Raw genomic sequence first — 12,841 nt, forward strand, 5'->3', positions numbered from 1 at the left:
TTCGATGCAGGGGGACGGGGAACGGCTCAGGGCCGCCAGCGGAACCAGCGGAGCGCGGCCGCGACGGCCACGGCGCCCCACAGGGTGAGCACGAGCAGGGGGACGGGCGACCAGGCCCCGTCCAGGAGGGCGGCCCGCAGGGCCGTGCCCAGCGCGCCGGAGGGGAGCAGGTCCACGCCGGGCACCCGCGCGGGGAACACCGTGCCGCCGACGGCGCCGAACAGCACCCACAGCAGGTTGGCGACGGCGAGGGTCGCCTCCGGCCGGGCCGTGCCGGCGAGCAGCAGCCCGAGGGCCGTGAAGGCGGCGGCCCCCAGCGCGAGGGCGACGAGGGCCGGCAGGATCCCCTCGGGGTCCGGACGCCAGCCGAGCGCCAGGCCGACGCCGCCGATCACGCTCACCTGCACCAGCAGGAGGGCCACCACCGCCAGGGCCTTGCCGGCGACGAGGCCGAGCGTGCCCAGCGGGGTGGTGGCCAGGGCGGCGAGCACGTCGTAGCGACGCTCGAAGCCCGTGGCGATCGCGGTGGCCGTGAACGCGGAGCTGATCACGGCCAGGGCGAGCACGCCGGGCACGGCCACGTCCAGGCCCGAGCGGCCGGGGGCGTCCAGCAGGCCGGTGACGTGCACGCCCACGAGCGCGAGCAGGGGCAGCACCACGGTGACGAGCAGCTGCTCGCCGTTGCGCAGCGCGGTGCCGGTCTCGTAGCCGGCCTGACGCAGGACGCGGGCGGCCAGCGGGGCGGCGCCGGCGTGGGCTCCGGTGCCGGCCGGGGCGCGGTGGTCGACGACGGGCGTGCTCATGCGGCGGTCTCCCGGAGGATCTGCTCGAGGCGCAGTCCGGCGCGCTCGAATCGGGTGGGCATCAGGGCGTGCTCCCGCCAGCTCGCGGCGAGGACGGCCAGGTCGTCCGGGCCGCGGACGCCGGCCACGCGCAGGCGGGCGGACTCGTCGAGGCCGGCCGCGCGCAGCGGCGCGGGCAGGGTGTCGGCCCAGGCGCGGACGGCGTCGGGGGAGGCGTCGCCGAAGTCCACGTCGACGACGTCGCCCTCGGCCACGCGCGTGAGCTCGGCCAGCGAGCCGGAGCGCACCACGCGGCCGGCGCGCAGGATGGCGACGTCGTCCGCGAGCCGCTCGGCGTCGTCGAGCAGGTGCGTGGTCAGCAGCACGGCGGCGCCGCGGTCGGTCTGTTCACGCACGACGTCGTGCACGACGGGCCGGGTCTCCGGGTCGAGGCCCGCGGTGGGCTCGTCGAGGAACAGCATGTCCGGCCGGCCGACGAGGGCGGCCGCGAGCGCGACGCGCTGGCGCTGGCCACCGGAGAGGCGGCGCAGGGGGCGGCCGGCGACCTCGGCGATCAGCAGGCGCTCCAGCAGCGGCTCGACGGGCAGCGGGTCGCGGTACAGGGACGCCACGTGGCCGACGAAGCGGCGGGCGGGGATCGCGGGCGGCAGGCCGCCCTCCTGCCACATCACGCCGATGCGGGCGCGCAGGTCGGCGGAGGCCCGCCACGGGTCTGCGCCGAACACGCGCACGGTGCCGGCGTCGGGCCGGTCCATGCCGTGGCAGAGGCCGAGGGTGGTGGACTTGCCGGCCCCGTTGGGGCCGAGCAGCACCGTGACGGCGCCGGCACGGGCAGTGAGGTCGACGCCCCGCAGGACGGGGGTGCGGGACCGGCCGCGGCCGAGGCTCCGGTGGACGTCGCTCAGGCGCAGGACGGGCTCGTCGCGCGGCACGGGATCCGGGGTCAGGGGAGGTCGGGGCACTGTGCCAGTCTAGTCCTCGGGCCCTGCGACCCCGGCTCGTGGGGCCGGGGGTGCCCGGGTCTGCGGCGGGTTCCGCCGTGGGCGTCATCAAGCCAGGTGAGCCTCACTTGAACCGTTCCAGATCAATAGGTCATGATGGCGTGGTGTATTCGGATCAGTCTGCGTCGCCCCCCGCTCCGGCCCCGGCCGAGGGCACGCGCGAGCGTGTGCTGCAGCTGGTCCTGACGCGTGGACCCGTGAGCGCGGCCGAGATCGGCCGCGAGCTGGAGCTGACCGCGGCCGCCGTGCGCCGCCATCTGGACGCGCTCGAGGAGGACTCGCTCGTCGAGGTCAAGCGGGTCACCGCGGCCCGCGGCGCGGGACGGCCCTCCCGCCGCTACGTGGTCACCTCGCACGCGCAGGAGCACCTGCCCAAGGACCACCTCGCCGTCGCCCTGGACACCCTGGCCCGCCTCGAGGAGCTCGGCGGGGAGGAGGAGGTGCGCCGCACCGCGCGCCACGCCTTCCGCGAGATCGAGGAGCGCTTCACGGCCGCCGTCGACGGCCGGGAGACCGCGCTGCAGGACCGCACCCGGATCCTCGCGCGGGTCCTCGACGAGGCCGGCTACGCCGGCACGCTGCGCCACTTCGGCGCGGGCCTGGCGCCCACCCTCCGCGCGGACCAGGTCTGCCAGGGGCACTGCCCGTTCCAGGGAATTCCCGCGCGCCATCCGGAGTTCTGTGAAGAGGAGACCGCGCTGTTCGCCCGCCTGCTCGAGGTGGACGTGCGCCGGCTCTCGACCCTCGCCGCCGGCGCCCACGTGTGCACCACACACGTGCCGCTGGGCCGCGACTGAGCCGCGCGGGCCTCGCCCCGGCTCCCGCCGACCACCCGACCGACCCCGACCGCAGTGACTAGTGAGAGAGGCTGAGATGACCGACCAGATCGTCCAGCGGGACTCCGCGGAGACCGCCGACCCCGGCGTGATCCAGGAGATCCTCGACAAGAACCCCGAGCTCAACGCCATCGGCGCCTACCAGTACGGCTGGGCCGACTCCGACGCGGCCGGCGAGAAGGCCGTCCGCGGTCTGAACGAGGACGTCGTGCGCGACATCTCCGGCAAGAAGGACGAGCCGGAGTGGATGCGTGACCTGCGCCTCAAGGCCCTCAAGTACTTCGAGCGCAAGCCGATGCCGGCGTGGGGCCCGGACCTGTCCGGCATCGACTTCGACAACATCAAGTACTTCGTGCGCTCCACCGAGGGCCAGGCCAAGACCTGGGAGGACCTGCCCGAGGACATCCGCAACACCTACGAGCGCCTGGGCATCCCCGAGGCCGAGCGCGAGCGTCTCGTGGCCGGCGTCGCCGCCCAGTACGAGTCCGAGGTCGTCTACCACCAGATCCGCGAGGACCTGGAGGAGCAGGGCGTCGTGTTCCTCGACACCGACACCGCGCTCAAGGAGCACCCGGAGATCTTCGAGGAGTACTTCGGCAGCGTGATCCCGGTCGGCGACAACAAGTTCGCCTCCCTGAACACGGCCGTGTGGTCCGGCGGCTCCTTCGTGTACGTGCCCAAGGGCGTGCACGTGGAGATCCCGCTGCAGGCCTACTTCCGCATCAACACGGAGAACATGGGCCAGTTCGAGCGGACGCTGATCATCGCGGACGAGGACTCGTACGTGCACTACATCGAGGGCTGCACCGCCCCGATCTACCAGTCCGACTCGCTGCACTCTGCCGTCGTCGAGATCGTGGTGAAGAAGAACGCCCGCGTGCGCTACACCACCATCCAGAACTGGTCCACGAACGTGTACAACCTCGTGACCAAGCGCGCCGTGGTCGAGGCCGGCGGCACCATGGAGTGGATCGACGGCAACATCGGCTCCAAGGTGACCATGAAGTACCCGGCCGTGTACCTGACCGGCGAGCACGCCACCGGCGAGACCCTCTCCGTCGCGTTCGCGGGCAAGGACCAGCACCAGGACACCGGCTCCAAGATGGTGCACATGGCCCCGCACACGAACTCCTCGATCGTGTCCAAGTCCGTGGCCCGCAGCGGCGGCCGCGCCGCCTACCGCGGCCTGGTGCAGATCGCCGAGGGCGCGAACGGCTCCGCCAACTCGGTGGTGTGCGACGCCCTGCTCGTGGACACGGTCTCCCGCTCCGACACGTACCCGTACATCGACATCCGCGAGGACGACGTGACCCTCGGCCACGAGGCGACCGTCTCGAAGGTGTCCGAGGAGCAGCTCTTCTACCTCATGAGCCGTGGCATGTCCGAGGACGAGGCCATGGCCATGATCGTGCGCGGCTTCATCGAGCCGATCGCCCGCGAGCTGCCCATGGAGTACGCGCTCGAGCTCAACAAGCTGATCGAACTGCAGATGGAAGGATCGGTGGGCTGACATGACCGACACCGTTGAGAACACCCAGCGGACCATGATCCCGGGCATGGGCGAGGAGGGCGAGAAGCTCACCGCCGCGCAGAACCCGGCCGCCCGGGCCGGGGGCCGGGAGCGCAACGCCGCGGGCTCGCGCGCCGATCGCCTCAGCTCCTTCGAGCTGTCCGACTTCCCCGTGCTCACGGGGCGCGAGGAGGACTGGCGCTTCACCCCGCTCAAGCGCCTGGGCGGGCTGCACCTGCCCGAGGGCGACGACGCGCGCCTGACCGGTGCCGCGCCCGCCGTGACCGTGGCCGAGCAGGCCGGCGTCACGGTGGAGACCGTGGCCCGCGACGACGCCCGCGTCGGCTCCGTGCTGACCCCGGACGACCGCGTGTCCGCCGCGGCCTGGAACTCGGTCTCCGAGGCCACCGTCGTGACGATCTCCGGCGAGGTCGCCGAGCCGGTGCGCATCGACGTCGTCGGCTCCTCCGCCGACCCGGCCGCGATGCACCTGACCGTGCTCGTGGAGGAGAACGCGCAGGCCGACGTCGTGATCGCCCACCGCGGCACCGCCGTGCTGGCCCAGAACGTCGAGTTCGACGTGCGCCGCGACGCCCGCCTGAACGTGGTCGCACTGCAGGCCTGGGAGGGCGATGCCGTGCACGTCTCGGCCCAGCAGGCCTCGGTCGCCACGAACGCGCACTTCAAGCACGTGGCCGTGTCCTACGGCGGCGGCGTGGTGCGGCTGACCCCGACCGCGCGGTTCGCCGCGGAGCGCGGCGAGGCCGAGATGTACGGCCTGTACTTCGCCGACGCCGGTCAGCACCTCGAGAACCGCCTGTTCGTGGACCACAACCAGCCGGACTGCGTCTCGAACGTGCTCTACAAGGGCGCCCTGCAGGGCACGGACGCGCGCACCGTGTGGGTGGGCGACGTGCTGATCCGCAAGGAGGCCGAGGGCACGGACACGTACGAGAAGAACCAGAACCTGCTGCTCTCCGACGGGGCGCGCGCGGACTCGGTGCCGAACCTGGAGATCGAGACCGGCGTGATCGAGGGGGCGGGCCACGCGTCCGCGACCGGCCGCTTCGACGAGACCCAGCTGTTCTACCTGATGGCCCGCGGCATCTCCGAGACCGAGGCCCGCCGCCTGATCGTGCGCGGCTTCCTCAACGAGATCATCCAGAAGATCGGCATCGGCGACGTCGAGGACGAGCTGACCGCCGTCATGGAGGACGAGCTGCGCATCGCGCAGCTCTGACCGACGCCCCGCAGACCCCACCGCCTTCCACCCGAGGAGAACCACCATGGCAACCCTGCAGATCACCGACCTGCACGTGCAGATCGCGACCGAGAACGGCCCCAAGGAGATCCTGAAGGGCCTCTCCCTGACCATCGAGACAGGCGAGACCCACGCGATCATGGGCCCGAACGGCTCCGGCAAGTCCACCCTGGCCTCGACCATCGCCGGCCACCCGCGCTACGAGGTCACCTCCGGCTCCATCACCCTCGACGGCGAGGACGTGCTGGAGATGGGCGTCGACGAGCGCGCCCAGGCCGGCCTCTTCCTGGCCATGCAGTACCCCGTGGAGATCCCGGGCGTCACCATGACCAACTTCCTGCGCACCGCCAAGACCGCGCTTGACGGCGAGGCCCCCTCGCTGCGCACCTGGACCAAGGACGTCAAGGGCGCCTTCGAGGCCCTGCAGATCGACCCGGCGTTCATGAACCGCAACGTCAACGAGGGCTTCTCCGGCGGCGAGAAGAAGCGCGCCGAGATCCTCCAGCTCGAGCTGTTCAAGCCCACGTTCGCGATCCTCGACGAGACCGACTCCGGCCTCGACGTCGACGCGCTGCGCATCGTCTCCGAGGGCGTCAACCGCGCCCAGGCGCAGAACGAGATGGGCACCCTGCTGATCACCCACTACACGCGGATCCTCAACTACATCAAGCCGGACCACGTGCACGTGCTGGTGGACGGCCGCGTCGCCGAGTCCGGCGGCCCGGAGCTCGCCGAGCAGCTCGAGGCCGAGGGCTACGCCCGCTTCGAGAAGGCCGCGGCGGGGGCCTGAGATGACGGAGACCGCGAACCAGGTGCCCACGGAGGACATCCGTGAGGCCCTCAAGGACGTGATCGACCCGGAGCTGGGCGTCAACGTCGTGGACCTGGGCCTGCTCTACGGGCTGCACTACGCCGACGACGGCGCGCTGCTCGTGGACATGACCCTGACCACCGCGGCCTGCCCGCTCACGGACGAAATCGAGGACCAGGTCTCCCGCGCGATCGGCACCATGGTGGACGAGTGGCGGCTGAACTGGGTCTGGATGCCCCCGTGGGGCCCCGAGCGGATCACCGAGGACGGCCGCGACCAGATGCGCGCCCTCGGCTTCAACATCTGATCCGGTCCGGACGACGACGGCGGCCCGTCACCTTCGCGCAGAAGGTGACGGGCCGCCGTCGTGGTGGGGGAGTGCGGACGGGCCGGCAGGCGCCCCGGCGCTCCCGGCTCAGATGTCCAGGGAGGAGGCCCGGAACGTGTCGCACTGGCGGATGTCGGGCTCCTGCTGGGAGCTCTGGTAGCCGCGCATGAACCAGGCCATGCGCTGCTCCGAGGTGCCGTGCGTGAACGCCTCGGGGTCCACCCGGCCGGTGTGGGTGGACTGGATGCGGTCATCGCCCACGGCGGAGGCCGCGTCGATGGCCTGGCGCAGCTGGTCCTGCGAGATCGGCTTCAGGAACGGCGCGCCGGACTCGGGGTCCACGGTGGAGGCGGCGTGCCCGGCCCACATGCCGGCGAAGCAGTCGGCCTGCAGCTCTGCGCGCACGGCGCCGGAGGTGGGGCCGGTGGTCCCGTCCTTGGAGTGCTGCAGGTAGCCGGTCACCTGCTGAACGTGGTGGCCGTACTCGTGCGCCACGATGTACTCCTCCGCCAGCGGTCCGCCCTCGGCGCCGAAATCGGTCTGCAGCGTCTCGAAGAACGCGGTGTCGAAGTACATGGACTCGTCCGCCGGGCAGTAGAACGGGCCCGTGGCCGAGGAGGCGCTGCCGCAGCCGGTGCTCACGCCGCCCTGGAACAGGGTCAGCTGCGGCTGGCGCCACTGGATGTCCGAGAACTGCGCGAGGTACTCGCCCCAGAACTCGTCCGCGGCCTCGGTGGTCGCGATGACGCGGCAGTCCGTGTTCTGGTTGGCGTCCGCACCGCTGGCGCACTCCTCGTCCGAGAGGGGCTGGCTCTGGCCGCCCGAGCCCGTCTGCTGCTGGTACTGGCTCTGGCCGACGGACCCGCCGCCCGTGTCGATCCCGAGCTGCTCGGCCAGCCCGGGGGCGAAGATCGCGAGCAGCAACGCGAGCAGGCCGCCGCCACCGCCGATGGCGATGCCCCGGCCCCCCAGCCCGCCGCCACCGCCCGATCGGGCCCGGCCGGCGTCGATCTGCACGTTCTCGTTGAAGCTCATGGGGCCAGAGTGTAGACGGACTAGACTGGCCCGGCACCGCACTGGCCCCCGCCCGTCGAGATCGGCCGGCCCCGCCGGTGCACCCCTGTCCTTCCCTCGACCCCTGGAGTCTGACACCCCCATGCTGACCGTCACCGATGTCGAACTGCGCGTGGGCGCCCGTCTCCTCATGGACGAGGTGAACTTCCGCGTGGACAAGGGGGACAAGGTCGGCCTCGTGGGGCGCAACGGCGCCGGCAAGACGACGCTGACCAAGGTCCTGGCCGGCGGCGGGCAGCCCACGGCGGGCACGGTGACCCGGACCGGGCGCATCGGCTACCTGCCCCAGGACCCCAAGGTCGAGGACATGGACCAGTCCGGCCGCGACCGCATCCTCTCCGCCCGCGACCTGGACCAGACGATCCGCCGCATGCGTGAGGCCGAGGCCGGGATGGCCGCCGTCGACGACGCCGAGCGGGAGCGGGCGATGAACCGCTACTCCCGTCTGGAGGCGGAGTTCGAGGCCCGCGGCGGCTACGCGGCCGAGTCCGAGGCCGCCCGGATCACGTCCAACCTCGGCCTGCCGGACCGCGTCCTGGGCCAGCCGCTGCACACCCTCTCCGGCGGCCAGCGCCGCCGCGTGGAGCTCGCCCGCATCCTCTTCTCCGACGCGGACATCATGCTGCTGGACGAGCCCACCAACCACCTCGACCACGACTCGATCGTGTGGCTGCGCGACTACCTGAAGACCTACTCCGGCGGCCTCCTGATGATCTCGCACGACGTGGAGCTCATGGAGATGACCGTGAACAAGGTCCTCTACCTGGACGCGAACCGGCAGACCATGGACGTCTACAACATGACGTGGAAGAACTACCTCGCCCAGCGCCAGCAGGACGAGGCGCGCCGCCGCCGGGAGTTCGCCAACGCGGAGAAGAAGGCCTCGGCCCTCATGGCCCAGGCCGAGAAGATGCGTGCCAAGGCGACCAAGGCCACCGCCGCGCAGAACATGATCAAGCGCGCCGAGCGGCTCATGCGCGGCGTCGAGGGCGAGCGCGCGGTCGACCGCGTGGCCGCGATCCGCTTCCCCACCCCGCAGGCCTCCGGCAAGACGCCGCTGCGCGCCGAGAACCTCTCCAAGTCCTACGGCTCGCTCGAGATCTTCACGGGAGTGGACCTGGCGATCGACCGCGGCTCGCGCGTGGTGATCCTGGGCTACAACGGCGCCGGCAAGACGACGCTGCTGCGCATGCTCGCCGGGGAGGAGACCCCGGACACCGGCGAGGTCCAGGCGGGCCACGGGCTCAAGCTGGGCTACTTCGCCCAGGAGCACGACACCCTGGACCAGGACGCGTCGGTCCTGGACAACATGCGCCACGCCGCCCCGCAGCTCGGCGACACCCAGGCGCGCACGCTGCTCGGATCGTTCCTCTTCCAGGGCGACGACGTCGACAAGCCCGCCCGCGTCCTCTCCGGTGGCGAGAAGACCCGCCTGGCGCTGGCCACGCTCGTGGCCTCGAGCGCGAACGTGCTGCTGCTGGACGAGCCCACGAACAACCTCGACCCCGCCAGCCGTGAGGAGATCCTCCATGCGCTGCGCCAGTACGAGGGTGCCGTGGTGCTCGTGACCCACGACGAGGGCGCCGTCGAGGCGCTCGACCCCGAGCGCGTGGTGCTGCTGCCGGACGGGGTCGAGGACCTCTGGAACGACGACTACAGGGACCTCATCACCCTCGCCTGAGTGCGCGGGCCGCCGAGGCGGAGGGCGGGCTCAGTCGAAGAGCGCGTCCTCGGCCTCCTCGTCCGTAAGCCGCCCGTCGCGCCGCCGCCGGGCCGGCTTGGCGCGGGGGACCCGGTGCGCGGAGAGCAGCCCGTCGTCCGCGGCGTCGTCGAGGGCGTCGGCCCGGTCGTTGCGGGCGCGCATCCACGCGGAGTACCCCCACACCCCGAAGCCCATGGCCGCGAACAGGTACCACTGGATCGCGTAGGACAGGTGCGGGCCCTCGTCCAGGGTGGGCTCGACGAGCTTCTGCGGCATCGACTCCACCGCCGGGTCCTCCGTGACCATGATCCCGTAGGCCGTCCCGGCCACGGGCCCGCCCACGGTGTCGGCGATCTCGGCGAGGTCGATCGAGGGCACCTGGCCGTCCGGGGCGTCGCGGTCCAGGGCCGGCTCCCCGGGCTTGACCCGCACCACGACCTCGGCGTGGCCGGCGGGCGGGGCCGGCACGGCGTCCGGCTGACCCGGGCTGTTGCCCACCGGGAGCCAGCCGCGGTCCACCACGACGACGGGGCCCTCGTCCGTCCGGAACGGCACGAGCACCTCGTAGCCGGGCTGGCCGGCGCGGGGACGGTTGCGGACGATGAGCGTCTCGTCGACGAGGTACTCGCCGGTCAGTGTCACAGGCGTCCACTCGTCCTCGGTCTGGAACGCGGTGAACAGCCGGGAGGCCTCGGCGAACGGGACCGGGTCGTCGTCGTAGTTCTCCAGGACGCGGTTGACGCGGTGCTGGACCTCCACGCGGCGGTCCCACTGCCACTGGGCGAGCGCATGGCACAGGAACGCGAAGAGGATGCACAGCACGAAGCCGAGGATCCACGGGCCGGTGGCAAGGAAGCCGAAGCGCAGGGGAGGCAGGCGTTCGGCGTCGCGGGCGGTCGGGGCCGACATGGGTGCGGGGGTGCTCATGGGCGCGGGGGCTCCTGCGGGGTCTCGGGCGTCTCGACCTCGGGCGCCTCCGTGGCGGGCGGGTCGAGTGGGCGGGAGCGCCGCAGGAAGCCGCGGGCGCTCAGGAAGTCGTCCAGGAAGGGTCGATGGTCCGCGCAGGCCAGCCAGGTCTTCACGCGGTCCGGGGCGTGGACGCGCGGGTTGTTCCACTCCAGGGCCCAGGTCGCCTCCGCGGTGCACCCGCGGCGCGAGCAGACCGGCCGCTCGGGCCCGTCCGCTGCGGCGTGCGGGGATCGGGCGGCGGAGGCACCGGCGGCGGGGTCGAGGCGGCCGGACGCGAGGGCGCCCAGCAGGTCCATGCCCGGCTCACCCGGGCCCGCCCCGATCACGCGGCGCCCCGTCCGGGCAGGCCGGGACCGCCGGCGGACGAGGACCCTCGGCCCAGCGCCCGGGGCGCACGGTCGCGCGGGTCGTCCACGAGGTCGCCGGTGAGCACGACCGGCTTGGGCGCCGCCGTGTCGTCGGGGCGGGGGGCCAGGGCGGGTCCCTGGGCGGGCACGGCGTGCAGGGTGCCGGCCTGCTGCGGGCCGGTGTTGTTCACGCGCACGACGGCGACGTAGGGCAGCACGACCGCGCCGAGGATGAACCCGAGCTGCCACCAGCCGTGGGTGAAGAGCGCGGCGACGAAGCAGGCGGTGCGGAGCAGCATCTGGACCAGGTAGACCTTCATGCGCGCCTCCCGGTCCGCGCTGCGGCCGGCGGCGGCGGTGGTGACCCCCTGGACCTCCGGTGTCGTCCCGCGCCCGGCGCGGGCGGGACGGCCGGCTCGGGAGCCGGCGGCGGAGCTGGTCATGGCGCATCCTCCTGGCACGTCGCGCCCTGCGGAGGGCCCCCGCGTGGCCGCGGACGTAGAGTGGTGGTTCACATGCCGGCGCGCCCGCCCTCGGCGGCGTCCCGCAGGACGGCGTCGACGGCGCCGCGCCGGTGCTTCAGTCTAGTCCCGTCCCGTCCGGAAGGTGTTCCCATGGCCGATCAGACCACCACGCCCGCAGCGGACGCGCAGGCCGCCGGCCGCAGCGTCCTCGTCACGGGGGGCAATCGCGGCATCGGCCTGGCCATCGCCCGGGCGTTCGCCGCGCACGGCGACCGGGTGGCCATCACCTCCCGCTCGGGGGAGGGGCCGGAGGGGGTCCTCGCGGTCCGGGCCGACGTGACGGACGCGGCCTCCGTGGACGCGGCCTTCCGCGAGGTCGAGGAGGTCCACGGCCCGGTCGAGGTGCTCGTGGCCAACGCCGGCATTACCCACGACCAGCTGCTGCTGCGCATGTCCGAGGACGACTTCACCTCGGTGATCGACACGAACCTCACCGGCGCCTTCCGCGTGGTGCAGCGCGCCACCAAGGGCATGATGCGCCTGAAGCGCGGACGCATCGTCCTGGTCTCCTCCGTGGTGGGCCTGCTCGGCTCGCCCGGCCAGGTCAACTACGCCGCCTCCAAGTCCGGCCTCGTCGGGATGGCCCGCTCGATCACGCGCGAGCTCGGCGCGCGCGGCGTGACCGCGAACGTCGTGGCCCCCGGCTACATCGACACCGAGATGACGCAGTCCCTCGACGACGAGCTCAAGGCCCAGTACAAGACGTCCATCCCGGCCGGCCGCTTCGCCGCCCCGGAGGAGGTGGCCGGCGTCGTGCGCTGGCTGGCCTCGGACGAGGCCGCGTACATCTCCGGGGCCGTGATCCCCGTGGACGGCGGCCTGGGCATGGGCCACTGACGACCACCGACCGCTGAGCAGACAGGAAGCACAGAACATGACCGAGCAGGACCTGGCCGGACGCGGCGTCGTCGTCACCGGCTCCTCCCGCGGCATCGGAGCCGCCACCGCCGAGCTGCTGGCCGCCCGCGGCGCGGGCGTCGTGGTGAACTACCGCCAGAAGGCGCCGCGCGCGAACAAGGTGGTGCAGAGGATCGAGGACGCCGGCGGCCGCGCCGTGGCCGTGGGCGGCGACGTGACCGTCGCCGAGGATCGGGCCGCGCTGCTGGACGCCGCCGTGGAGCACTTCGGCTCGCTCGACGTGCTCGTGCTCAACGCCTCGGGCGGCATGGAGTCCCAGTTCGGCGAGGACTACGCCCTGAAGCTCAACCGTGACGCCCAGGCCGCGCTGGCCGACGCCGCGCTCGAGCGCATGGGTGCCGGCGGGCAGATCGTGTTCGTGACCTCCCACCAGGCGCACTTCATCGACGAGGTCGCCACGATGGACTCCTACGAGCCCGTGGCCCGCTCCAAGCGCGCCGGCGAGGACGCCCTGCGCGAGCGCATCCCCGCGTTCGCAGAGAAGGGCGTGGGCTTCGTGGTGGTCTCCGGCGACATGATCGAGGGCACCATCACCGCCACCCTGCTCGACCGCGCCGAGCCCGGTGCCATCGAGGCCCGCCGCGAGGCCGCCGGCAAGCTCTACTCCGTGGAGGAGTTCGCCGCCGAGATCGCCTCCCTCGTGGGCCGCGAGGACCTCGAGGTCGGCCACACCGAGCTCGTGGGCGGCGCCGAGGACTTCCTCCAGCAGAACTGAACCGCACCACACCCCTGACGACGAGGGCCGGATCCGTGGGAT

At 72.7% G+C, this 12,841-nt stretch carries 14 protein-coding genes; 8 read left to right on the top strand and 6 right to left on the bottom strand.

Translation table 11 applies throughout. The features are described 5' to 3' along the window. Nucleotides 1-26: 26 nt before the first annotated feature. A complete protein-coding gene (locus AC0VX2_RS05605; protein ID WP_036315265.1) occupies nt 27-803 on the bottom strand; it encodes an ABC transporter permease in 777 nt (258 codons plus the stop codon). Beyond that, the gene (locus AC0VX2_RS05610; protein ID WP_223247537.1) at nt 800-1,765 is read right to left on the bottom strand and encodes an ABC transporter ATP-binding protein; all 966 of its coding nucleotides are present in this window, start codon (nt 1,763-1,765) and stop codon (nt 800-802) included. The genes AC0VX2_RS05605 and AC0VX2_RS05610 overlap by 4 nt, the downstream gene beginning before the upstream one ends. Nucleotides 1,766-1,908: 143 nt before the next feature. On the opposite strand from AC0VX2_RS05610, the gene AC0VX2_RS05615 reads away from it, so the two are divergent. From AC0VX2_RS05615 to AC0VX2_RS05635, 5 genes are all read left to right on the top strand, one after another. After that, nucleotides 1,909-2,601 carry a helix-turn-helix transcriptional regulator gene (locus AC0VX2_RS05615; protein ID WP_223247562.1) on the top strand — a complete coding sequence of 231 codons (693 nt, stop codon included), beginning with the start codon at nt 1,909-1,911 and terminating at the stop codon, nt 2,599-2,601. Between the two features lie 76 nt (nt 2,602-2,677). Next, a complete protein-coding gene (sufB, locus tag AC0VX2_RS05620; RefSeq protein ID WP_063189240.1) occupies nt 2,678-4,150 on the top strand; it encodes a Fe-S cluster assembly protein SufB in 1,473 nt (490 codons plus the stop codon). Nucleotide 4,151: 1 nt separating this feature from the next. Further along, complete coding sequence (gene sufD / locus AC0VX2_RS05625) at nt 4,152-5,390, top strand: Fe-S cluster assembly protein SufD (protein ID WP_036315255.1); 1,239 nt, start codon at nt 4,152-4,154, stop codon at nt 5,388-5,390. Nucleotides 5,391-5,436: 46 nt separating this feature from the next. Then, the gene (gene sufC / locus AC0VX2_RS05630) at nt 5,437-6,201 is read left to right on the top strand and encodes a Fe-S cluster assembly ATPase SufC (RefSeq protein WP_135040051.1); all 765 of its coding nucleotides are present in this window, start codon (nt 5,437-5,439) and stop codon (nt 6,199-6,201) included. 1 nt (nt 6,202) lies between these two features. Continuing rightward, entirely contained in the window at nt 6,203-6,529 is a 327-nt protein-coding gene (locus tag AC0VX2_RS05635) for a metal-sulfur cluster assembly factor (protein ID WP_070708819.1), read from the top strand. Nucleotides 6,530-6,637: 108 nt separating this feature from the next. Here AC0VX2_RS05635 and ypfJ read toward each other — a convergent pair whose 3' ends face one another. Further along, nucleotides 6,638-7,585, bottom strand: coding sequence for a KPN_02809 family neutral zinc metallopeptidase (gene ypfJ, locus AC0VX2_RS05640; RefSeq protein WP_069941298.1), 948 nt, complete (start codon nt 7,583-7,585; stop codon nt 6,638-6,640). 121 nt (nt 7,586-7,706) lie between these two features. Here ypfJ and abc-f point away from each other — a divergent pair, with 121 nt between their 5' ends. Continuing rightward, nucleotides 7,707-9,305, top strand: a complete 1,599-nt coding sequence (gene abc-f, locus AC0VX2_RS05645) for a ribosomal protection-like ABC-F family protein (RefSeq protein ID WP_475432785.1) — start codon at nt 7,707-7,709, stop codon at nt 9,303-9,305. Between the two features lie 30 nt (nt 9,306-9,335). Here the strand turns inward: abc-f and AC0VX2_RS05650 are convergent, their stop codons facing one another. Genes AC0VX2_RS05650 through AC0VX2_RS05660 form a run of 3 tightly spaced genes read right to left on the bottom strand, consistent with a single transcriptional unit; the run spans nt 9,336 to nt 11,085 of the window. Continuing rightward, nucleotides 9,336-10,253: an SURF1 family cytochrome oxidase biogenesis protein gene (locus AC0VX2_RS05650; RefSeq protein ID WP_036315243.1), complete on the bottom strand. Its 918-nt coding sequence runs from the start codon at nt 10,251-10,253 to the stop codon at nt 9,336-9,338. Continuing rightward, on the bottom strand, nt 10,250-10,621 hold the full coding sequence (locus tag AC0VX2_RS05655) for a hypothetical protein (RefSeq protein ID WP_036315240.1): 372 nt from the start codon (nt 10,619-10,621) through the stop codon (nt 10,250-10,252). Before AC0VX2_RS05655 ends, AC0VX2_RS05650 begins: the two co-directional genes overlap by 4 nt. Further along, a complete protein-coding gene (locus tag AC0VX2_RS05660; protein ID WP_044658935.1) occupies nt 10,618-11,085 on the bottom strand; it encodes a DUF3099 domain-containing protein in 468 nt (155 codons plus the stop codon). Before AC0VX2_RS05660 ends, AC0VX2_RS05655 begins: the two co-directional genes overlap by 4 nt. 171 nt (nt 11,086-11,256) lie before the next feature. Between AC0VX2_RS05660 and AC0VX2_RS05665 the strand changes: the two genes are divergently transcribed. Together AC0VX2_RS05665 and AC0VX2_RS05670 are read left to right on the top strand one after the other, a co-directional pair. Continuing rightward, nucleotides 11,257-12,003 carry a beta-ketoacyl-ACP reductase gene (locus tag AC0VX2_RS05665; RefSeq protein ID WP_036315234.1) on the top strand — a complete coding sequence of 249 codons (747 nt, stop codon included), beginning with the start codon at nt 11,257-11,259 and terminating at the stop codon, nt 12,001-12,003. Nucleotides 12,004-12,040: 37 nt separating this feature from the next. Next, nucleotides 12,041-12,799, top strand: a complete 759-nt coding sequence (locus tag AC0VX2_RS05670; RefSeq protein WP_036315231.1) for an SDR family oxidoreductase — start codon at nt 12,041-12,043, stop codon at nt 12,797-12,799. Nucleotides 12,800-12,841 lie beyond the last annotated feature (42 nt).

It is taken from the genome of Micrococcus sp. iso_239, from assembly GCF_056173395.1.